The sequence below is a fragment of the Longitalea arenae genome (assembly GCF_016924755.1).
Classification (GTDB): Bacteria; Bacteroidota; Bacteroidia; order Chitinophagales; family Chitinophagaceae; genus Niastella; species Niastella arenae.
In genome coordinates, this window is record NZ_JAFFJX010000001.1 from 1,006,792 (window position 1) to 1,028,915 (window position 22,124).

24 protein-coding genes are annotated in these 22,124 nt (G+C 46.5%); 15 read left to right on the top strand and 9 right to left on the bottom strand.

The annotated features are described in order from the left end of the window. Nucleotides 1–83: 83 nt before the first annotated feature. A complete protein-coding gene (locus JT717_RS04255) occupies nt 84–1,172 on the bottom strand; it encodes a winged helix DNA-binding domain-containing protein (protein WP_205508929.1) in 1,089 nt (362 codons plus the stop codon). Nucleotides 1,173–1,190: 18 nt separating this feature from the next. After that, nucleotides 1,191–2,171 carry a GlxA family transcriptional regulator gene (locus JT717_RS04260; RefSeq protein ID WP_205508930.1) on the bottom strand — a complete coding sequence of 327 codons (981 nt, stop codon included), beginning with the start codon at nt 2,169–2,171 and terminating at the stop codon, nt 1,191–1,193. 170 nt (nt 2,172–2,341) lie between these two features. On the opposite strand from JT717_RS04260, the gene JT717_RS04265 reads away from it, so the two are divergent. Together JT717_RS04265 and JT717_RS04270 are read left to right on the top strand one after the other, a co-directional pair. Continuing rightward, nucleotides 2,342–3,247, top strand: a complete 906-nt coding sequence (locus JT717_RS04265; RefSeq protein WP_205508931.1) for an alpha/beta fold hydrolase — start codon at nt 2,342–2,344, stop codon at nt 3,245–3,247. A 21-nt stretch (nt 3,248–3,268) separates the two neighbouring features. Beyond that, complete coding sequence (locus JT717_RS04270; protein ID WP_205508932.1) at nt 3,269–3,841, top strand: dihydrofolate reductase family protein; 573 nt, start codon at nt 3,269–3,271, stop codon at nt 3,839–3,841. 56 nt (nt 3,842–3,897) lie between these two features. Here JT717_RS04270 and JT717_RS04275 read toward each other — a convergent pair whose 3' ends face one another. Genes JT717_RS04275 through JT717_RS04295 form a run of 5 tightly spaced genes read right to left on the bottom strand, consistent with a single transcriptional unit; the run spans nt 3,898 to nt 6,328 of the window. Continuing rightward, complete coding sequence (locus JT717_RS04275; protein WP_205508933.1) at nt 3,898–4,257, bottom strand: SnoaL-like domain-containing protein; 360 nt, start codon at nt 4,255–4,257, stop codon at nt 3,898–3,900. Between the two features lie 32 nt (nt 4,258–4,289). Next, entirely contained in the window at nt 4,290–5,141 is an 852-nt protein-coding gene (locus JT717_RS04280) for a sigma-70 family RNA polymerase sigma factor (protein WP_205508934.1), read from the bottom strand. A 14-nt stretch (nt 5,142–5,155) separates the two neighbouring features. Continuing rightward, the gene (locus JT717_RS04285) at nt 5,156–5,614 is read right to left on the bottom strand and encodes a RidA family protein (RefSeq protein ID WP_205508935.1); all 459 of its coding nucleotides are present in this window, start codon (nt 5,612–5,614) and stop codon (nt 5,156–5,158) included. 16 nt (nt 5,615–5,630) lie between these two features. Further along, nucleotides 5,631–5,849: a putative antibiotic biosynthesis monooxygenase gene (locus JT717_RS04290; protein WP_205508936.1), complete on the bottom strand. Its 219-nt coding sequence runs from the start codon at nt 5,847–5,849 to the stop codon at nt 5,631–5,633. A gap of 17 nt (nt 5,850–5,866) precedes the next feature. Further along, nucleotides 5,867–6,328 (bottom strand): carboxymuconolactone decarboxylase family protein, encoded by a 462-nt coding sequence (locus tag JT717_RS04295; RefSeq protein ID WP_205508937.1) that lies wholly within the window; start codon nt 6,326–6,328, stop codon nt 5,867–5,869. A gap of 395 nt (nt 6,329–6,723) precedes the next feature. Between JT717_RS04295 and JT717_RS04300 the strand changes: the two genes are divergently transcribed. From JT717_RS04300 to JT717_RS04360, 13 genes are all read left to right on the top strand, one after another. Continuing rightward, nucleotides 6,724–7,074, top strand: coding sequence for an NADH-quinone oxidoreductase subunit A (locus JT717_RS04300; protein ID WP_205508938.1), 351 nt, complete (start codon nt 6,724–6,726; stop codon nt 7,072–7,074). Nucleotides 7,075–7,123: 49 nt separating this feature from the next. Next, on the top strand, nt 7,124–7,690 hold the full coding sequence (locus tag JT717_RS04305) for an NADH-quinone oxidoreductase subunit B (protein WP_205508939.1): 567 nt from the start codon (nt 7,124–7,126) through the stop codon (nt 7,688–7,690). Continuing rightward, nucleotides 7,687–8,187, top strand: a complete 501-nt coding sequence (locus tag JT717_RS04310; RefSeq protein WP_205508940.1) for an NADH-quinone oxidoreductase subunit C — start codon at nt 7,687–7,689, stop codon at nt 8,185–8,187. Before JT717_RS04305 ends, JT717_RS04310 begins: the two co-directional genes overlap by 4 nt. Nucleotides 8,188–8,205: 18 nt before the next feature. Then, on the top strand, nt 8,206–9,357 hold the full coding sequence (locus JT717_RS04315; RefSeq protein WP_205508941.1) for an NADH-quinone oxidoreductase subunit D: 1,152 nt from the start codon (nt 8,206–8,208) through the stop codon (nt 9,355–9,357). 44 nt (nt 9,358–9,401) lie between these two features. Next, the gene (nuoH, locus tag JT717_RS04320) at nt 9,402–10,478 is read left to right on the top strand and encodes an NADH-quinone oxidoreductase subunit NuoH (RefSeq protein ID WP_240347803.1); all 1,077 of its coding nucleotides are present in this window, start codon (nt 9,402–9,404) and stop codon (nt 10,476–10,478) included. Between the two features lie 44 nt (nt 10,479–10,522). Beyond that, nucleotides 10,523–10,999, top strand: coding sequence for a 4Fe-4S binding protein (locus JT717_RS04325; protein WP_205508942.1), 477 nt, complete (start codon nt 10,523–10,525; stop codon nt 10,997–10,999). Between the two features lie 94 nt (nt 11,000–11,093). Next, nucleotides 11,094–11,726, top strand: a complete 633-nt coding sequence (locus tag JT717_RS04330; protein ID WP_205508943.1) for an NADH-quinone oxidoreductase subunit J family protein — start codon at nt 11,094–11,096, stop codon at nt 11,724–11,726. Beyond that, entirely contained in the window at nt 11,723–12,037 is a 315-nt protein-coding gene (gene nuoK / locus JT717_RS04335; RefSeq protein ID WP_205508944.1) for an NADH-quinone oxidoreductase subunit NuoK, read from the top strand. The genes JT717_RS04330 and nuoK overlap by 4 nt, the downstream gene beginning before the upstream one ends. Before the next feature lie 42 nt (nt 12,038–12,079). Next, nucleotides 12,080–14,032 carry an NADH-quinone oxidoreductase subunit L gene (nuoL, locus tag JT717_RS04340; protein WP_240347804.1) on the top strand — a complete coding sequence of 651 codons (1,953 nt, stop codon included), beginning with the start codon at nt 12,080–12,082 and terminating at the stop codon, nt 14,030–14,032. Between the two features lie 84 nt (nt 14,033–14,116). Beyond that, nucleotides 14,117–15,574, top strand: a complete 1,458-nt coding sequence (locus JT717_RS04345; RefSeq protein ID WP_205508945.1) for a complex I subunit 4 family protein — start codon at nt 14,117–14,119, stop codon at nt 15,572–15,574. A 77-nt stretch (nt 15,575–15,651) separates the two neighbouring features. Next, entirely contained in the window at nt 15,652–17,061 is a 1,410-nt protein-coding gene (locus JT717_RS04350; RefSeq protein ID WP_240347806.1) for an NADH-quinone oxidoreductase subunit N, read from the top strand. Between the two features lie 17 nt (nt 17,062–17,078). Continuing rightward, on the top strand, nt 17,079–17,462 hold the full coding sequence (locus JT717_RS04355) for a hypothetical protein (protein ID WP_205508946.1): 384 nt from the start codon (nt 17,079–17,081) through the stop codon (nt 17,460–17,462). Nucleotides 17,463–17,760: 298 nt separating this feature from the next. After that, the gene (locus tag JT717_RS04360; protein WP_205508947.1) at nt 17,761–19,626 is read left to right on the top strand and encodes a serine hydrolase; all 1,866 of its coding nucleotides are present in this window, start codon (nt 17,761–17,763) and stop codon (nt 19,624–19,626) included. A 72-nt stretch (nt 19,627–19,698) separates the two neighbouring features. Here the strand turns inward: JT717_RS04360 and JT717_RS04365 are convergent, their stop codons facing one another. Next, a complete protein-coding gene (locus JT717_RS04365; RefSeq protein ID WP_205508948.1) occupies nt 19,699–20,157 on the bottom strand; it encodes a hypothetical protein in 459 nt (152 codons plus the stop codon). A gap of 216 nt (nt 20,158–20,373) precedes the next feature. Beyond that, nucleotides 20,374–21,816, bottom strand: a complete 1,443-nt coding sequence (locus JT717_RS04370) for an aminotransferase-like domain-containing protein (protein WP_205508949.1) — start codon at nt 21,814–21,816, stop codon at nt 20,374–20,376. Nucleotides 21,817–22,124: the final 308 nt, after the last annotated feature.

Genomic DNA, 22,124 nt, shown 5'->3' on the forward strand with positions numbered 1-22,124 from the left:
ATTTGCTGTTTATTATTTTCCTGTTTGCTTCAATGCCCTAAACTTGATTTTGCCTGAAAGCAACCGGTATAAGATATAGCTGTTTAAAGAACGACGCCCGGTTTCAATTCCATTGGCTGGTCTAAGAAATGCCCATAAGCGGCTGCAGCTTTTTTGATCAGTGCGGTCATTTTTTTTGCAGGCGGCCTGAAGAACTCAGTCTCAACAATGGTTTTACCTTTTTGAATGCTTCGTTTCCAGATACCTGCTGCCTGTCCGTTCACAACGATAACAGGTCTGAACAAGCCGTTTACCCAAATAGCATTTTTTTTATAGTTATCGGCCAGGATAGCACTGCGGTCTTTATAACTGATAATATATTCATCGAAGGCTGGTAAAAAATATACAGACGATGGTTTGCCTGGTGGAATTACCAGGGCAGGCGACATCCAGTAGCTTTGGCCGGCGATTGTTTCTTCCTGCAGCTGATCTTTTATACTTTCCAGGCCACGCCTGGCGTCGGTAATGTTCAATCCCGACCACCACACAAAATCGGGCAGGGTAGCGGGACCATGACTGGTAAAATACCGCAAAGTGAGTTGCGCCGTGGCTTCTTCTTTTGTGAGGGAGATCTTCTTTGGCACCCATTCGTTCAGGAGTGCATATGTGGGTTGATTATCTTTCAGGCTGCCGCTGCAGATCAGGGCTTCCATTTCTGCCCAGAATAAAAGGTGGGAAGAACGGTTATTATCAACCGCGATCCTGGCTTTCTTCAGTTCCGCTACCAGCTCCTCGCGGGTCAAATGACCGTTTTTTGTCAACGCTTTTTCAATGATCGAATTGCTTTTCTTCAGCACGGCATCGGTTAGCTCCAGTTCTTTGTGCCGGCCTTTGAGAGACGCTTTTAATTTGGGAGCCGATAGGGCAAGCATCCAATGAAGATCTTCTGCCGCAACGAGGTGCCAGGTTGGCCTTAACAAATGTGTTCTGATGATCTCACCTTTGTGAATAGCCGCTTCTACGGTCTTTTCGGTAGCCGCTGGCAGCCGGATACCCACAGCCCATTTGCACATAGGATAATCCTGCGCCTGGAGGGCGCCCATCCAGGAAACAAGTTGTTTGGCTTTTTTGAAAGAGGTTGCGGCAATTTGCTGGCTGTGCAGGCGGCAAAGGCCAATGGTTGAAATGTTCATGCAGTATCAGGCGTTCAATCAGACTTCCACCGCCTCCTTGTTATATTTATTACGGTATTCGATGGGCGAAAGGCCGGTGATCTTTTTAAAGACGGTGCGGAATGCTTTGATATCGGTATACCCAACATCGTACATCACTTCATTAACATTTTTGCGGCTGCTCTCCAGCTGCTTTTTAGCCGCTTCAATTTTAACCCGTTGAATATATTCGATGGGTGTATTATTGGTAGCTTTTTTAAACCGCCTGATAAAATGCCTTTTACCAATGGCATATTTTATGGCCAGCTCCTCTACCGAAATGCGTTCGGTAACATTCTTCTCAATAAATTCCTGCGCTTGTTTTATCGGTTCATCCTCATGTTTTTTCTGACCATTGAACATGATGAAGGGGGATTGCGTTTTACGGTCTATTTCCAGCGCATACACTTTGGCCGCCATGATGGCCATTTCACGGCCGGCATGTTTTTCTACCAGGTGTAAGAGGAGGTTCCAGTAAGAGGTGGCGCCGCCGCTTGAATAGAGGCCCTGTTGTTCAGTGACGATACGGCCATCGACGAAAGTTACTTCCGGAAACATTTCACGGAACTCATTCGCATAACGCCAGTGGCTGGAGCATTCCTTTCCATTCAACAACCCGGTGGAGGCCAGCAGAAAAGCGCCGATACATAAGCTGGCCACTTCGGCACCCCGGTTATACTGCTCAACGATCCAGGGCAGAAAAGCTTCATTCTTTTTGATAGCCGTTCTCAGTTCGCCGCCAACGGCTGGTATCAGGATGAGATCGGTCTTTTTTACCTCACTGAGCAATACATCGGTATGCACCGTAAAACTGCCATTGTGCAGCTGCACTTCCCTGGGTAGGCCAACGAGTTGCACTTTAAAGGCAGGTGGTTGACCGGCTGCATCCAAAAAGTCGTTTACACCGGTAAAAAGGATCCGGGGATCAACAATACTCGCCATTACGGAATCATGCGGAACAAGAATGCTAACGTGTTTCATAATGATATAGCAATTTGTCGTAATACAAGGCTCAAAGCTCAAAGCTCAAGCAGCCTCCTAAAGGTAATAAAGAATAAAGTCGCGAACAACCCTTCAGGAAGTCATTTTCACACTCTATCAAAGCTGATTGCCGTCGGTAATTTTGGGGGGAAGAATAAAACAACATAAAAATGGAAAAGATATTAAAAAGCTTAGTTGTCTTACTGGTATTACTGCATTCAGTTACATTTTCTTTTGCGCAAGGGCATAATGATGTAGGTAAAACGTTGGGAATAAAGCTAAATCCTGCACAGCATGGTTATGCGCCGGTGAATGGCCTTAAAATGTATTATGAAATTTATGGAAAAGGGGAGCCATTGGTTCTGTTGCATGGCGCTTATTCTGCTATTCCTTCCTCTTTTGAAAGATTGATCCCTGAACTGTCGAAAACCCGCCAGGTAATTGCCGTAGAGTTACAAGGCCACGGCAGAACAGCTGATATCGACAGACCGATCACCTATGAACAAATGGCTGATGATGTGGCTGCTTTTCTTGGGCAGCTGAAGATAAAAAAGGCCGACCTGTTTGGGTATAGTATGGGCGGCGGTGTTGCGCTGCAGGTAAGCATGCGCCACCCGCAGCTGGTTCGCAAACTGGTGTTGGCCGCGGCTTCTTATAAAACCGAAGGTTGTTATGCAGAGATGTGGGAGATGATCCCTACGCTTACACCGGAGATGTTTGAGAACACGCCGATCAAAAAAGAATATGACAGCCTGGCGCCCAGAAAAGAATTTGCAAAGCTGTTTGCCAAGGTGAAGAAGCTCGATGAAACCAAGTTTGACTGGGGGGCCGATAAGATAAAGGTTATAAAATCGCCCATGTTGCTGATCATTGGCGATGGTGATGTGGTTCGGCCGGAACATGCTGTGGAAATGTTCAGATTAGCCGGCGGCGGCGTACCGGCCGACCTGAAAGGATTGCCTAATTCACAACTGGCCATACTGCCCGGTACAACGCACGTAACACTAATATATCAAACTAACCTATTGTTAGCGATGGTACCGCCCTTTCTGGATGCGCCCATGCCAAAGCTGTAACAATAGATAAAGATTTGTGATATGCGAAAAGTAATTGTATCCATGAACGTGACGCTGGATGGTTTTATGTCGGCGTCTGATTGCGGGTTGGACTGGCATTTCAAGAGCTGGAATGAGGAAATGGCCCGGGCAACGGCAGAACAGTTGAGTAAGGCTGATACTATTTTATTGGGTGGCGTAACGTACCGGGGGATGGCGCAATACTGGAATACCAACCCGGTGAACATGATAAGGCCGCGGGAAGACCTTGACTTTGCTTCCATGTTGAACAGCTATCCCAAAGTAGTTTTCACAAAAAGCATGAGCACGGTTAGCTGGAACAATGCCCGTATTGCGCAACGGGATATTGGGGATGAGATCACTGAACTGAAGCGCCGCGAGGGAAAGGATATGATCGTGTATGGCAGTGGAAAAATTGTAACCGCTTTAACAAAACTGGGGCTGGTAGATGAATTCAGGATGTGGGTGCATCCCGTGGTGATCGGTTGTGGCAAGCCGGTATTTAAGGAGTTATCCGGCATACTCGACCTGCAATTGTTAAAAACCGAGATCTTCAGTTCGGGGGTAGTGATCTTATTTTACCAGGTAAGATAACATAAGGACCTGTCAGGTGCGTATCGGTGAAGCGCAGCTGACAGGTCTTATTTGGCTTAAACAAAGAACTGTTCGGAAACGATCTTGCCGTCTTTTACGACATAAGCACAAAGTTCGGTCATATCCCAGCGTTGCTGATCCTTCATGGTCATGTCCATCAGCATGGTGCAGGCGAAAGCGCTTGTGCCGATCAATGGCTCGCTTACTTCCAGTTTGTGCATAGTCTCTACGAGGCCTTCGAACTTTTTCCCTTTTTCGAGAATGGCGGGCAGGCCCTTTGTTTCTTTCGCGAAATTGGGTGTTTCGTATGGCTCTATGCTGATTGTATCCTCTGCATACAATTCTTTCTGGGCGGTTTCAAAATCACCCTTACGGCATAGTTCAACCAGGCGGTTGGCAATTTCGTTTATTGTCATGGCGAATTGTTTTTATGAAGCTACAAAATACTTCATTTTGATCCGTTGCCAATGGATCGCAATTTTTCGGGATCGAGCATATTGCTGATCTGGAAAATTTTATTGGTTTGTGGATCAATGCCAAAGATCTGACAATATTTAAGCACATCACCATCATAGAATAATAAGGCCGGTTGATGATTAATTTCCCCAATTGTGTAGGTATAACCGTTATCGAAGCGGTGAAAAACAAAAATGAGCAGATCAGCCACTTCCTGCATACCCCTGCATTGCTTCGCGAATACTTTGATCGCTGAGCCACCGTCTGCATAAAAAGCGATATCTTCCGTTAGCACACTTTCCAGGGTTTTTGTATCGCGGCTCCTGATGGCCTGCATGAATTTTTCCAGAATGGCCGGGGTGATCGTTTCCTGCCTGGGCGCCGGTACAGGTGCATGTGCCTGGTCGATCTTTTGTTTGGCCCGGCTCAGCAATTTGCGGGAATGTTCAACGGAAATGGCCAGGGTATCGGCTATCTCTTCATGCGAATAGGCGAAGGCTTCTTTTAAAATAAAAACGGCCCGTTCTTTCGCGTTCAGTTGTTCGAGCAGGATGAGCAGCGAATAGGAAACGATCTCATTCAGTTTGATATTGGTATCTGCTTCTTCCGTAGCTACCGGTTCGGGCAGCCACATATCGCCCAACTGCAATTTTTTTCTTTTGTTTTTGATGGTGATCGATTGATTGATTACGCTGCGGATCAGGTAGTTCTTCGGATCTGCTATTTCTTCTTTTCCGCCTGCTAAATATTTGTACAATACATCCTGGATGGCGTCCTTCGCATCTTCTGTCGTTCCCAGGATATTGTATGCATAGGGGAACAGTATGTGCTGATAATTTTCCAAGTGTTACTCGTATTTTATTTATTGGCAATGGCCACTGCGTCAATTTCTACCAGCATATTATCCAATGCCAGCCGTGGTACCGGTATCAGGGTATTTACCGGGAATTGTTTATCGGGCCATATTTTCTTAAACTCTTCGATGATGATGTTCAGTTTTGCTGCATCATGATCTACCACCAGTGTTGTCACTTTTACAACGGCCTTCATGGTTAATTGTTGCGATTGCAAAGCGGTCTTTATATTGTTTAAGGAATGTTGCACCTGCGTACGAAAATCGCTGCTGAGTTTACCTTCCTTATTTTCTTCACCGCCCTGTCCGGCTATAAATACCAGTTTTGATCCGCCAGGCACCACTGCCACATGGGAAAATCCATAGGGCGATGGGTTAAACAAAGCGTCGGGATTGTGAAATGTTTGCGAATATCCTTCTTTCATAGTTACTATAGTTAATAATGCTAAAAACAGGTTCTTCATAATTTTTGTTTAATGATCATCTGCTAAGCCAGTTGTTCAATAATTTTTGCAAGGCGGGCACCAGTGCATACACGGCGATTGGTACCACAATGATGGTGGAAGCCAACGTACGCAAAGGCAATGGGTTTATTTGTTCAAACAGGTTTCCGAATAGTATTCCTATCAGAGTAACGGTTGGATAAATGGCTATCCATATAAGAATAGCCATTTTCCATTTTTTGGGTGGTTTCGACATGAGCACTTAATTAGAGATTAGTTAAATTGTCCAACTTTGTAATTGCCGGGTATCGTTCTCCAGGCGATATTGATGCGGTTCCAGTTATTGATATTGGCAATGGCCATAGTGAGATCGGCAATTTCAGCCTTTGTAAAATGCTGGTGTAAGGTTTGGAAGATCTCATCTGTAATGCCATGCAGATGTAAGTTGGTAACTGCTTCGGCATAAGCAAGGGCCGCTCTTTCCTGCGCCGTGTAATAAGGGCATTCTCTCCAGGCAGCCAGGGAATGCAGGCGTTGTTCTGTTTCACCCAATGCAATGGCTTCTTTATGGTGCATATCGAGGCAGTAAGCACAACCGTTGATCTGGGATACGCGGTATTTGATCAGTTCCTGCAGTTTAAGGTCGAGGCCGGATTTTTTCAGATACATTTCTGTTTTAAACAATCCATCGAATAAACCTTTTGTTGCGTCTGCAAATGCGATTCTCTGTTCCATTTTGTATGTATTTATTGTTTTAAATCGTTTTCCGGTAATAAAACAAAACAGCGGACCGAAACGTGACAGGTTCCGGGTAATTTTTTAAAAAAGAATTGTTAAGCAGATGCATTGGGGTTCAAAATCGGGCTGACAGGCAGTTGGTTAACAAGTCACATCGTAAAAATTCCTGCATGTAATTTCCGGGTTACAAATCGTTTAATAGCAGGCAAGTGCAGCGCGGTTTGAAGCGTTTCCAGGCCATCGGTCAATTGTACACGATACGCATCCTGGCCATTCATTGAATGCAAAGACCGTTAGTTGCTTAATTCGGCTATAGCATGCTGGATTTGAAATAAAAATCCTAAATTTAGAATCAGCAGCCGATTCCGATTGTAAATCACCAAATACGCCATATGGGACCAGTCGCGCTCCTTGTATTGACCATCGCTGCCATTCTTTTTTCGGCGGGCGGTATACTTGTATCAAAATTTTTGGTAAGGGGATCGGTAAATGCGCAGAAAGGCCAACCCTATGAATGTGGCATACCTTCTGAAGGCTCCCCCTGGAGTCAGTTTAATGTGGGGTATTATCTGTTCGCCCTGTTGTTCCTGATCTTTGATGTTGAACTGATCTTTGTTTATCCCTGGGCCGTGGTTGTAAAAAAAGTTGGAATAATGGCGCTTGTTGAGATCGCCATTTTCTTTTTCATATTATTTACCGGGTTTTTATACGCACATAAGAAAGGCGCATTACAATGGATGTAGGCTCTTTTAGTCCTGCGGGGTGTAGGAGAAGGGCAACAAAGATTCCAATATGGAAAACAATTTACATACCGACATAGAAACCGCATCCAGGGGGAAAACGGCATTCCCCGGCCAGGTGCATGACCTGCCGGGGGGTGGCATCATGATCAGCTCGTTTAATGATATCGTTAACTGGGCTCGTTCCAATTCTTTATGGCCGCTTACGTTTGCCACCAGTTGCTGTGGTATTGAAATGATGTCGGCGGCATCTTCCAAATACGATTTCTCACGCTTTGGTTTTGAAGTGGCGCGGGCAACGCCCCGCCAGGCGGATGTGATCATCATCGCCGGCACCATTGTGAATAAAATGGCGCCGGTGCTGAAACGGCTCTATGATCAAATGGCCGATCCCAAATATGTGATCGCTATGGGCGCCTGCGCCATCAGCGGCGGTCCTTTCTTTTATAACACCTATTCTGTCGTAAAAGGCGCCGATCATATTATACCGGTGGATGTGTACATTCCTGGTTGTCCGCCCCGGCCCGAAGCCCTGTTGCATGCATTGATCACCTTGCAGCAGAAAATAAAAACTGGTTTAACGCGTGAGCAAATAAGAGCAGAATCAATGCAGTCATGACCCGCGAAGCAATGAAAGAACATATAACCCGGTTTTTACCCGACGCCCTTTTTGAAGAAAGCGGCGAATGGTTGAATGTATATGTATCTGCTTCTGCATGGAAAGGTTTTGCGCAGTGGTTGCGCAATGAAGCGCTGCAGATGGATTATTTGTTTTGCCTTACCTGTGTCGACTGGCCGCCAACGGCTGCCGCTAAAACGCAAGCGCCTCCTGATACCAGCGGCGGCGGGCTTTTAACGATGGTATATCACTTTACATCGACCGTGTTCCGGCATACGCTGGTCGTGAAGATAAAACTCAACAGAAATAACCCGGAAATTGAAACGGTATCAGATACCTGGCGAACGGCTGAATTTCATGAGCGGGAAGTATTTGACCTGTTTGGGGTTCGGTTCCTGCACCATCCCGACCTGCGGCGCCTGGTGCTTACAGATGATTTTGAAGGGTATCCCTTGCGAAAAGATTTTGAAGACCCGGTGAATATGATCAAACTCTGACAACATAAAATAAAGCGCTTGTACAGGGAAACACAAATAATAGAAACTGATAACATTGCTGCTGCAGGAGCTGATGCAGCGGGAGCTGCGCTGGTCATCAATGTAGGGCCGCAGCATCCGGCCACCCATGGGGTATTGCATTTGGTGATCACACTGGAGGGCGAGACCATTAAAAAAATTGAACCACATTTAGGCTATATCCACCGCAGCATAGAGAAGATGTGTGAAAGCCTTAGCTACCGGCAATTCATTTATGTAACGAGCCGGATGGATTATTTGTCGGCCCATATTAACAACCATGCCTGTGCGTTGTGTATTGAAAAAGGGCTGCAACTGGAAATACCGGGGCGGGCCCAGGTGATCCGCGTGCTGATGGATGAGTTGACCCGCATTGCATCGCATGAACTCTGGTGGGGGGCAATGGCCATGGACCTCGGCGCATTCACGCCGTTTTTTTATGCCTTCCGCGAACGGGAATCGATCAATGATATCATGGAGGAAACCTGCGGCGCCCGGCTTACCATGAACTATATGGTGCCTGGCGGGGTGATGTATGATCTGCATCCGAATTTTCAAAAAAGAGTAAAATCATTCATACAACTGTTCAACAGCAAGATCGATGAATACGATGACCTGGTGACCGGTAATATTATTTTTCAGAACCGCACGAAGGGAGTAGGCGTGTTATCCAGGGAAGATGCCATTTCTTTTGGTTGTACGGGGCCGGTGGGCAGGGCAAGTGGTGTCACCTGTGATATCCGCAAATTATATCCGTATGAAGTGTACGACAAGGTTGATTTTGACGAGATCATTGAAACTGCCGGCGACAGTTATGCCCGTTACCAGGTGCGCTTAAAAGAATTGCGGCAATCGGTGCGCATTATTGAACAATTGATCGACAATATTCCGGAGGGCGATTTTCAGGCGAAAACCAAAGCCGTGCTGAAATTACCGAAGGGAGAATTTTATTCGCGGGTGGAAACAGCGCGTGGCGAGATGGGGGTATATATCGTTAGCGAGGGTGGCACCACACCGTACCGCATCAAATTCAGATCACCGGGATTTTCGAACTTATCGGCATTGGATCATATGAGCCGGGGTAGTAAGATCGGGGACCTGATGGCTATTATGGGAACTTTAGACCTGGTGATACCTGATATAGACAGATGAAGCAGGAGCTAAGAAGTAAGACGTACGCGTTATAATTATAAATAATGCTCAGTTTAGAAACCATAACGAATTCCATTCAACAATGGCTGTACAGCACATTCAATCCCACCATGGCATTGATACTGGAATGCGTTATTGTAATGCTGCTGGTGATCGGCTTATTTGCTGTGCTGGGCCTTGTATTGGTTTTGATGGAGCGCAAAGTGGCCGCCCGCATGCAGATTCGGTTAGGCCCCAACCGGGTAGGGCCGAAGGGGATCTTACAAACCGCAGCGGATACCCTGAAACTGATGATGAAGGAAGGGTTAACGCCCAATGGGGCCGATAAATTCCTGTTCAACCTGGCGCCTTTTATGGTGATGATCGCTGCGATGCTGATCCTGGCGCCCATTGCTTTTGCCAAAGGTTTTCAGATCTGGGATATCAATATAGGTGTGTTGTATGTGTCGGCCGTTTCATCGATGTCTGTGATCGGGATCCTGATGGCGGGCTGGGCCAGTAATAATAAATATTCCTTATTAGGGGCTATGCGCAGCGGGGCGCAGATCGTTAGTTATGAATTATCGGCGGGACTGTCGATTATTTCAATAGTTGTTTTGACCGGAAGTTTACAGATCTCAGCAATCATCCATTCCCAACAAAGCGGCTGGTGGTTGTTTCGGGGTCATATTCCCGCCATGATCGCTTTTGTGATCTTTATAATAGCGGTGACGGCGGAAACCAATCGCGCGCCTTTTGACCTGGCGGAAGCAGAATCGGAGTTAACTGCCGGTTTCCATACCGAGTATTCAGGAATGAAGTTCGCGTTGTTTTTCCTCGCCGAATACATCAACATATTTATAGTGTGTGCTATTGGCGCCACTTTATTCTTAGGTGGCTGGATGCCATTGCATATTGGTAATTGGGAAGGGTTTAATCATATTATGGATAAAATTCCTTCATCGTTGTGGTTCCTGGGTAAAACATTTTTACTGATCTTTTTGATCATGTGGTTCCGGTGGACATTCCCCCGCTTGCGGGTTGATCAGTTGCTGAGCCTGGAATGGAAATATTTATTACCGATCAGTATGTTCAACCTGTTGCTGATAACGCTGATCGCGATCATGGGATGGCATTTTTAACCATACCCCTGTCTCCCTAAAGGGGGCGTAAAAGCAAAAACAATATGTTTCTTAAAGAATATATATTAAACATCTATCGCGCCGTAGCATCACTGCTAAAAGGCATGAAGACAACGGGCCGTTATTTTCTGCGGCCCAGGGAGATCATTACGCAGCAGTATCCCGATAACCGGGCGCAGATGAAACTGCCTGAGCGCTTCCGCGGCGAAGTGGTAATGTCCCATGATGAGAATAATGAACACGCATGCACCGGTTGCACGGCCTGTGAACTTGCTTGTCCGAACGGGACCATCAAGATCATAACCAAATTTGATGTAACGCCGGAAGGCAAAAAGAAAAAAGCGCTGGACACCTTTGTGTATCACCTGGAACTATGCACCATGTGTAATTTATGTGTGGAGGCTTGTCCGACCAGCGCCATAAAAATGGCCCAGACCTTTGAACACAGTGTGTATGACCGGAGCCGGTTGCTGAAGAAATTGAATCAACCGGGATCGAAGCTGCGGGCGGGGGTGGAATGAGTTGTTGGCAACTGCGAATTGTTAATTGGGAATTGCCAATTGCCAATTGTTAATTGCCTATTGTAAATTGCTAATTGGCTATTGCCTATTGATTATGACTGCATACCAGATTATATTCTATTTGATCTCTGCCTTTGTGCTGGCAACGGCTGTGCTGGCAGTAACGGCTAACAGGATCTTCCGGTCTGCCATCTGGCTTTTGTTCAGCCTGGTGGGGGTTGCTGCCCTGTATTTCTGGATGCAGGTAGAATTTGTGGCGGCGGTTCAGATCATTGTATATGTTGGGGGTGTGGTGGTCCTGATCATCTTTTCCATATTTCTTACCCAGCAATCGGGCAGCCAATTGCCCAAACCACCGTTGAAGCGCAGCTTGTTTGCTTTACTGGCGGTGCTGTTCGGCTTTGCCTTTACGTATAATATCATTGCCAGATACAGGTTTGCGCCGGTTGCCGCGGCAAAGCCATTTGTCGTACCTGTTTCGGCCATTGGTGAACAAATGCTCGACACCAAACAACACGGTTTTGTGCTGCCTTTTGAAGTTGTAAGCATGTTATTACTCGCGGCGATGATCGGTTGCATCGTGATTGCCATGCGGCCGGTTCCGAAAGAAAAAGCAAATCAAAAAAGGACGGCACCGGTTGGCGCCTTTGGAGATAACCTTACCGATCTGCCAAGGCCTGCAGCAGAACCAGACCCGGTTTCAATGATGGAGGAAAAAACAACATGAACGAAATACCCTTAACACATATCTTATTTCTGAGTACAGCGCTGTTCTTTATCGGCATGTACGGCTTGTTCACCCGGCGCAACCTCATCACGATGCTGATGGCGATAGAACTGATGTTGAACAGTGTGAACATCAATTTTGTGGCTTTCAATAAATACCTCTATCCTGATAAGTTGAATGGCGTTTTCTTTACCCTCTTCATTATAGCGGTCGCTGCTGCCGAAGCCGCCGTGGCGATCGCGATCTTTATCAATTTGTATCGGAATCATAGATCGATCGATGTGGAGGAAACGGAGCAGATGAGGTATTGAGGCGGGAAAGGCGAGTGGTATGTGGGGAGTAGCAGGTGGGAAATGCAGAGGCCATTCACCATTGACGACATTGCCATGAATTATTCATCATACATAGCACTGATACCACTACTGCCACTGGCTGCATTTGTGATGCTGGGATTGTTGGGAAAACAGCTCAGCAGGTCAGCCGGTATATTAGCAACCCTTATTATGCTGGTTTCAACGGTATTGGCATGTTATACCGCTTATAATTATTTTTTTGTAACCGGAAAGGTAAATGGCGTTTATCCACCTGTAGCCGCATTCCATTATAACTGGTTGCCATTTTCGCCCGGCTTGTCGATCGATATGGGTGTGCTGCTCGATCCCGCTTCGGTGATGATGCTGGTGGTGGTAAATTTTGTATCATTAATGGTGCATGTGTTCAGTCTGGCTTATATGAAAGGGGAGAACCGCTTTGCCACTTACTATGCGTTTTTGGCACTGTTCACATTTTCCATGCTTGGGCTCGTGCTTTCAGGCAATCTGCTGCAGATGTATATTTTTTGGGAGCTGGTGGGTGTTTCATCTTTCCTGCTCATTGGCTTTTATTATGACCGGCCAGCAGCCGTGGCGGCAGCGAAAAAAGCATTTATTGTTACCCGTTTTGCCGATCTGGGTTTTTTGATCGGCATCCTGATCCTCGCCTTTTATGGCGGAACGCTTGATTTTAATACCTTGATCTATCAATTAACAGCAACGAATTCATCACCATTAACGCAAAGTCCGCAGGCCGGTTTCCCGGGTATTTCGCTGTTGACCTGGGCATTGATGCTGGTGTTTATGGGCGGGGCTGGTAAATCGGCCATGTTTCCGCTGCACATCTGGTTGCCCGATGCCATGGAAGGACCTACACCCGTATCGGCATTGATCCATGCCGCTACCATGGTGGTGGCGGGGGTTTACCTGGTAGCCAGGTTGTATCCCATATACCTGCTGGATGTGGCCGTATTACAAATAATAACCTGGGTGGGCGCCATCTCTGCTTTCCTGGCGGCGATCATTGCCTGTACCCAGACAGATATCAAACGGGTGCTGGCCTATTCAACCATTTCACAGATCGGGTACATGTTGTTTGCATTGGGCCTGGCCGGCTACGGGCATACAACCACCGGTTACAGCGCTTCGCTTTTTCATTTGTTCACGCATGCCTTTTTTAAATCTTTACTGTTCCTGGGAGCCGGGGCGGTCATTCATTTCGTTCATACCAATGAAATGCTGGAAATGGGTGGCTTGCGAAAATGGATGCCTGTTACCCATCTTACATTTTTGATCGCCTGTATGGCTATTGCCGGCATACCTCCTTTTGCCGGTTTCTTTAGCAAAGAAGAGATCTTGCTGGCCGCCTGGGAGAATAACCGCTATGTGTTCCTGCTGGCCCTGATCACTTCAGGCATTACCGCTTTTTATATGTTCCGGCTCTACTTCAGCATATTCTGGAGCCGGACCCGCAGTTATCCTCATCAGCATGGGGAAGGCAGCTGGACGATGAAAGTACCTCTGGTCCTGCTTGGCACGGCCGCTGTTCTGGTTGGGTTTATTCCATTTGCAGATTTCGTTGCTTTAGATAACCAGAAAGAAATTACCATTCCGCTGAGTTTTTCCATTGCACCGGTTACCATTGCCATTGCAGGAATAGCCCTGGCCTATTTGCTTTATTATAAATATAACCCAGGACCACAAAAGCTGGCGCTGGCATTGGGTGGTTTGTATAAGATGGTAAAGCGTAAATTCTATTTTGACGAACTGTATCTGTTCATAACGAAAAGGATCATTTTTGACGGGATTGCCAAACCGGCCGCCTGGATCGATAAACATCTGGTAGATGGATTCATGAACGGTGCAGGCCGGGCAACCGCCCGCTTTGCGGAAAGCATCAAAGCATGGCAATCGGGTCGTGTGCAGTCTTACGCATTGTATTTCTTTGGTGGCATCATTGCGTTGGCTGCACTCATTGTTTATTGGTGGACATAGAACAATCTGCTAATTAGCTGATATGCTAATGTGGTAATGGAATACCGGCTGCTGAATCCTTCCGTCTAATATTATAAAAAAACTATGTTACTATCCGCATTAATCATATTGCCACTTCTTACGGCCATTGCACTTTTGTTTTGTAATGGCTTGAGACAGGTTCGGGTGCTGGCGCTGAGTGGCGCAGTGGTGCAATTGATCTATGTTCTGTGGTTATTGGTTGTTTACTGGCAGCAACGGCCTGCGGGGGATGCAGCTGCTATCCTGTTTGAAGAAGATCATCTCTGGTTTACTCCGTTGAACATCCATTATCACATCGGGGTCGATGGCATTGCCATGGCAATGATTCTGCTAACGGCACTGGTGGCCGTCGCAGGTATCCTGGTGTCCTGGTCTGTGGAAAAACTGAACAGGGAATTTTTCTTTTTGCTGGTGCTTCTGAGCCTGGGTGCTTATGGCTTTTTTATTTCGCTGGACCTGTTCACCCTGTTTTTCTTTCTGGAAGTGGCCGTGATCCCCAAGTTCCTGCTGATCGGTATCTGGGGCAGCGGCAGCAAAGAATACAGTGCCATGAAGCTGGCCCTGCTGCTGATGGGTGGCAGCGCCCTGGTCTTTGTAGGACTGGCGGGCATTTATTTCAATGCACCAACAGCTGCCGGCCATACATTCGATCTCTTACAGATCGCCCGGGCAGCTATTCCGGCCGAAGCACAAAAACTCTTCTTCCCATTTGCCTTTATTGGTTTCGGCATTTTTACGGCCCTGTTCCCATTCCATACCTGGGTGCCCGATGGACATTCTTCAGCGCCCACTGCTGCATCTATGTTCCTGGCAGGCATTTCGATGAAGCTCGGTGGCTATGGTTGTTTGCGGATGGCCCTGTTAATGCCGGAAGCAGCGCAGGCCTATTCGGGCATTATCATTTTACTGGCTACTATTGCGATCATTTATGGCGCCTTCGCTACCATGATGCAAACCGATCTCAAATACATCAATGCCTATTCATCTGTTAGCCATTGCGGGTTTGTATTGTTAGGTATTGGGATGCTCACCAAAACGGCCATAATGGGCGCTGTACTGCAAATGGTATCACATGGATTAATGACCGCCCTCTTCTTTGCTGCTATTGGCATGTTATACGACAGAACCCATACGCGCCAGGTGGCGCAACTGGGCGGCTTGTTAAAAGTGATGCCCTTTATTGCAACGGTTTTTGTGATTGCCGGTCTCTGCTCCCTGGGTTTGCCCGGTTTAAGTGGGTTTGTGGCGGAAGTGACCGTTTTTATGGGGGCCTGGCAAAACGAAGATGCATTGTACCGGATAGCAACCGTCCTGGCCTGCGCATCTATCGTGCTAACGGCAGTATACATATTAAGGGCGATGGGCAAAGTGATCATGGGACCATTAGCCGGAACAGGCAGCTTAGGCGATTCTTTGCCGGATGCCGGCTGGAATGAGAAACTAGCTGCAGGTATCCTGATCACTGGTATCCTGGTTATGGGCATAACGCCATTTTGGATAATTCAATTGATCAGCGGGTAAAACCCAATATGCCAAACGCCAAACGGCAGGCGCCAAATGCCATTCACCATTGAAAAAGCTTCATACGATAATACATTATGATGTCTGACTTTTTTATACTCATGAAACAGGAACTGGTCATTACGGTGATCATCTTCATACTGTTATTATTGAAGATCGGCGCCGACCTGAGCAACGAAAAAATGCTGCAGCTGGCGAATGCCCTGTTGCTGTTGAACCTGGTGCTTGGTTTTATCGGCAATCGCCCGGGTGTACTGTTCAATGAAATGTTCCTGGCGAATCCCCTCGTCGTGCTGGAAAAAAATATTCTGAGCCTGGGTACGCTGATCATCTCTTTGCAATCCTCTGCCTGGTTGAAAAAACATGATCATGTGCCGGAATTTTATATCCTGCTCTTATGCACTTTGCTGGGTATGTTCTTTATGATCTCCAGCGGCAACCTGCTGATCTTTTATGTGGGCCTGGAATTATCGAGCATTCCGCTGGCGGCCATGGCCAATTTTGACCTGGGCAGGAAAAGATCATCTGAAGCAGCCATGAAATTTATTATTTCATCGGCTTTTGCTTCGGGGCTATTGTTATTTGGCATCTCGCTGGTTTACGGTGCTACCGGCACCCTAACCTTTAGCGAGCTGGGTGCGTTGATTGCCGGTGGACCTTTGCAGACCTTTGCATTTGTATTATTGCTGGCTGGTTTTGCCTTTAAGATTTCGGTTGTGCCGTTTCATTTATGGACCGCCGATGTGTATGAAGGCGCACCAGTGGCAGTTACTTCGTGGCTGTCGGTGGTCTCAAAAGGATCTGTATTGTTTGTATTTGTTTCCGTTTTATACACGGTGTTCAAACCAATCGCCGGCAGTTGGTATAATATGTTATTTGTATTGTCGGTGCTCACCATTTTGACCGGAAACCTGTTTGCCATAAGGCAGCATAATATTAAACGATTTCTCGCTTTTTCTTCCATAGCGCAGATCGGCTTCATCCTGGTAGGTATCACCGGCAGCTCGCAGCTGGCGGCCGCATCGGTCGTTTATTTCGTGCTGATTTATGTTTTTTCAAACCTCGCCGCCTTTGGTGTTATCGCGCTGGTAAGTGCCGTTACCGGCCGGGAACAGCTAAACGATTATAGAGGGTTTTACAGGACCAATCCGGTTTTATCGTGGGTACTCACGATCGCCTTGTTTTCGCTGGCCGGGGTGCCGCCCACGGCTGGTTTCTTTGGCAAGTTTTTTCTATTACTGGCAGGTGCCGGTAAAGGCAATTATATTTTGGTAACCATTGCAGCCCTGAACATGATCCTTTCATTTTACTATTACCTGCGTTTGGTGAAAGCGATCTTTATGGATGTCAATGAGCAGCCGATTGAACAACTGTCAATACCGGCTTATTCAAAACTCGCTTTATTTATTTGCATCACCGGTATTATTGTAACAGGGCTTGCTGGTTATGTGTATGACTACATTCATTCATTAAGTTCAAAGTTCTAAGTTCAAAGTTCACAGTTATGGCTATAAATAAAAATCATGAGTTTGAAGAACTGGACGGAGTGAAATGCGCCATTGTTGAAAAGAATGTGTCACAGCAACGGGTTGATTTTTTAAAACCATTGCTGGAGTTTAATAAATATACAGTCATTGTTGTGGCATCACCGCTACCGAAAGCGGCAGCACCAGCAGCTACTGCTGTGAACGCGGATACGCCTGTTGAGGCAACGCCACCACCACCGGCCACTTACACAATCGGTGTAACAGATGTTACCTTCAATCCCATCAATGCCATCTTCGGGCGCGCATTAAAAACACCGGATGGGCATATAGTCACTCCCGCCTACTGGCAACAGCAAGAAAGGATCAGCCGCGATGATCTCCCTTACTTTGTTAAGAAGTAAAGCGTACAACTACTGCCGGTGTTAAGTATTACCGCTCTTGTATACGTAGTCCTACTTGATCTATATCAAAGAATTGATCTTACCACTATTGTGGTATTGTTGGCGCTTTGAATCGCCATTAGATTTGCATTCGATTTTGCAGCATCGATGATTACCGCCCATGAATAAGGGATCAACCAGCACCAGCAAGGTTCTCCGATTAATAGCATAAAACATTTTTAATTCAGGATTCGTAGCTATTGTGCAATAGCCTATAGATCTATTATCAAAACCATTAAAACTTTAAAAGGGTCTTATCATGAAATCACTATTTCAAAGCAGTTTATGTATTCTTATTTGTGCATTATTTACTTGCTCAGCAAAGGCACAGTGGGTGGCCCGGCATAATTTAAGCGCGGCCCAGTACCAGGCAGCATTCGACGATTTTACAAAACAGGGTTATCGGCTTTCAACAGTAAGCGGTTATACCTGCGGCGGCCAGGAAAGATATATCGCTTTATGGGAAAAGAAAGCAGGGCCTGAATGGTCTGCTCGCCATGGTTTATCGGGACAGGACTATCAGACAGCGTTTGATGATCATGTTAAGAAGGGTTTTCGATTAACACATGTATCAGGGTATGGCGTTGGCAGCCAGGCTAAGTTTGCGGCGATCTGGCAGAAAACATCCGGCGCCGCCTGGGCTGCCCGGCACAATTTAACTGCCGCCCAGTATCAGAAAGCATTCGATGATTTTTCCAAACAGGGTTACCGGCTGGTGCATGTATCAGGGTATGTAGTGAACAATGTTGAATATTTTGCGGGTATTTGGGAGAAGAGTGCCGGTAACGGGTATATCGCCCGTCATAATCTTACATCGAGCCAGTACCAACAGGCATTTACCGATTATACCAAACAAGGCTACCTGCTGAAAACAGTAAGCGGTTATACAAAAAATGGAACGAACCTGTATGCGGCGATCTGGGAAAAAGTGGCCAGTCCGCTATGGGCTGCAAGACATGGAGTAAGCAATGGCAATTACCAGTATGTATTCGACAACATGTATTACCAGGGTTATAAACCGGTTTATGTAAATGCTTATACTTCCGGTAACAGCTGTGAGTATAATGCTATCTGGACCAACACGAATATGAAGGGTTCCGATATTGCCGCCATTGATGACGCGGTGAACAAATACATGAGCGACCAAAGTGTACAGGGGTTGTCTATCGCGGTTTGTAAAAATGGCCGGCTCGTATTTGCCAAAGGTTATGGCCTGGCTGATGCAGCTGCCGGCGAAGAAATGTCCCCCGATCAGCCGTTGCGCATCATGAGTATTTCAAAACCGGTTACTTCTGTTGGCATCATGACCTTGCTCGATCAGCATAAGATCTCATTAGATAAAGCTGTGTTCGGGCCAAACAGTATTCTCGGTTCAAAATATGCAACACCGGCCGGTAAGGAAAAGCTGAACAATATCACGGTACGCCAGTTGCTGAACCATACATCCGGTTTACGCAGCTGTAATGGCGAATCTGTGTTCTGGGATGAGAACAAAACGGCCGACGATGCGATGAACGTATTGCTGAATGCTTCGGACCTGATCACAACAGATACCTCTAACCAGTATATTTATTCGAACACTAACTACTTTATTTTGGAACGGATCATTGAGCAGGTAAGTGGACAGTCGTACGAAAATTATATCCGCAATAATGTGCTGAAGAAATGCGGTATCGGCAATACCATGTATGTAGGAGCTGCTTCGGGCAATTCGAAAGCCGGCGAAGCCACCTATGCACCGATGAACAAAATGAATTTACAACTCTGGGCCGGTTTTGGCGGCTGGGTAGCGCGGCCGATTGATCTGCTGAAATTCCTGAACCGGGTCGATGGCACCGCAGTACCCAGTGATGTGATCACTAACGGAGCGCATACTGCCATGACAACCGGTTCAACCTTAAGACCAGGTTATGGCTGCGGTTGGAACGTATCAGGTATTATGCAAAATCACAATGGCTGTTTTAACGGCACGCGTTCTTTCCTGGTGGAGATGGGCAATGGGTTGAGTTATTCGGTGATCGTTAATAACAATCCAACCAATGACGGTTGCGGCTGGACGATGAAAGGCGCTATTGAAGCCGGTTTGAACAAGGTATCGGATTTTCCTTCGTATGATCTTTTTTAATGAATAGTATAGAAGGGACAATAAAAAGCCCCGGTAAATCAAAGAAATACCGGGGCTTGTTTTTTTTAATGCTTATTGCACCTTTCTGTATTTTTCTGTTATCCGCAGGTTCCCTTCATTGTCAGATTTCACGGTCATCCAGGTTTTGTCATCTTCCAGTTTTACAAAATATTCTACCCTGGAAATACTGGTCTCTGTAATGGTAGAAACCTCTACAACGCCAAAGATCTTCTTGTTAGGATAAGTTTCTTTGACTTTTGAACGTACCACGAACGGTAAGTTCTGCTCGTAATAATACCTGGTGAATTCGGTTGCCTTTCCGTCTTTTAGGTACACAACGCGCGAACGAACGCCATCAGCGACAAAATTCACTACCCAGGCTTTGGGCAATTCATACCAATGAACCCGCTCAGCTTTCGGAAAACTGGTATTGAATGATTTAATGAGCTTGGCGTCGATTTCACCCGGATCGCGGGCAATCAAACTAAGGCTGAGAAGCAGGACTGAGAAAAAAATAAACAGCTTTTTCATGGCTTAAACTTTTAGAACATTAATAATCGGTCGTAAAGGTAAATGGTATTCGGACTATTAAGGTGTCCGGTTCTTATATTCCGGGTAGTCCGGTTCAGTGGGCCAACAGTAATTGAAGTTATTGTTATCCCTGCTTGAACGGCCGGGATACAAAGATGGTCAGTTAGGTGTACAGGAAATTGTATAAATCGGCACTATAACGGAAAATGTATAATATTATTTTGCACGGATGGTTTTCACCAGCAGGTCAACGGCCTGTTCTGTTTCGGTTTCGTTCATCCAGCCAAAGCCCATGCGGGTGGCATTCATTAAAACGGAAGATGTATTATGAATTAAACCATTGGAGAGAATGAGTCCCTGCGCTTTTAATTTTTCTGCAAGGGGCGGCAGGGGTACCGATCTGTCGAATTTTGCCCAGATGGCCAGTCCGCCATCGGGAATTTTAAAATCGATAATATCAGGAAGTTTATCCTGAAGTAAACTGCATAAAAGATCTCTTCGTTTGTGATAGGCCAGCAAGGCTTTTTTCATATGCCGTTTGATATGTCCTTCTTCAAACATATCAATAAGCGCCAGTTCCATAACAGGATCGCCCTGCACATCGACCAGCTGGCGAATGCGGCTTAATTCCAGGATAAGATTTGGTGGCGCTACCACGTAACCGGTCCTGATGGCGGGTGCAACGGTTTTACTGAGCGTACCTATGTATACAACCATTCCCCGGGTATCAGCGCTCACCAATGGCAGAATGGGGCTGCTTAAATAATGGAAATCGTAATCGTAATCGTCTTCTATGATGATAAAACCATATTTTTCTGCAAGCGATAACAACTTGATCCGCCGGGCAGCCGATAAGGTCACGGTGGTAGGGTAGTGGTGATGCGATGTTATATACAGGGCTTTGATCTTTTTACGCTGACATAATTTTTCAACTGCATCTACATCCATTCCGCATTCATCTACCTTAACACGGGCGAGCTGCATGCCGGCCTGGATGAAAACATGATCGGCATAGTAATAATTCGTATCACCTACGACGATCGTCTCCCCTTTGGCAAAGAGCACAACAGACAGCAGGTACAGCGCCATTTGAGCGCCGCGGGTGACCAGGATGTTCTCGAAGCTGGTTTGCAGACCCCGGCTTGCATTGAGGTAATCTGACAGCACCTGCCTGAATTTTTGTACACCCGGGGTTTCTACGTACGACATATACTTGAGGTAAGTATGCCTCGACAGAACGCTTTTATAGGCCCGGCCTAATTCATCGGAAGGGATGAGGCGCATATCGGGACCATCGTGAAAACCGATGATATGCCGCATGGGCAATGCCGGCGTGCGAAGGGTAGTATTTACTTTAACGGTATAGCCGGTGGTGGCAGCAAAAGCATTCGGGCTATGATTGTTGGAAAAGCGCCGGGCTTTTGTTTCGGGTATTTCTTTGCTGGTAAAGGTTCCTTTGGAGGGATGCATTTCGATCCAGCCCTGGGCATCGAGTTCTTCATAAGCGCGTACGATCGTTTTTCGATGCACTTGCAAAAGCCCGGCCATTTGGCGGGTGCCGGGGAGTTTTAAACCTGGACCAACCCGGCCTTTTCGCATTTCCTGTATAACGCAATTGGCTATTTGCAAATAAACCGGCGTATCGCAGTCTTTTTGCATTTGTATGATCGTTTTCCAAGGAAGCATGTGGACTACCTGCTGGGTTTAATTTCAATACTAAGATAGTCCATTTTCAGGAAAATGCTGAGGGGGCGGCAGAAAGCTCAAGCTTACTGCATAAAGTCCATAGCTTAGGCAGTGCGCACATTGGCAGCAAGCAAAACGCAGAAACCAGCATTTAGCTCAGACTTTAGCTACACTTTTTACCATGGCATAATTTTTAAATCACTGCAGATATAAATTTATAATTATGCGAGACTGGTTAAGAGGTTTAATTGCAGGATATGCTGCCTGGAAATGGGGCGGTG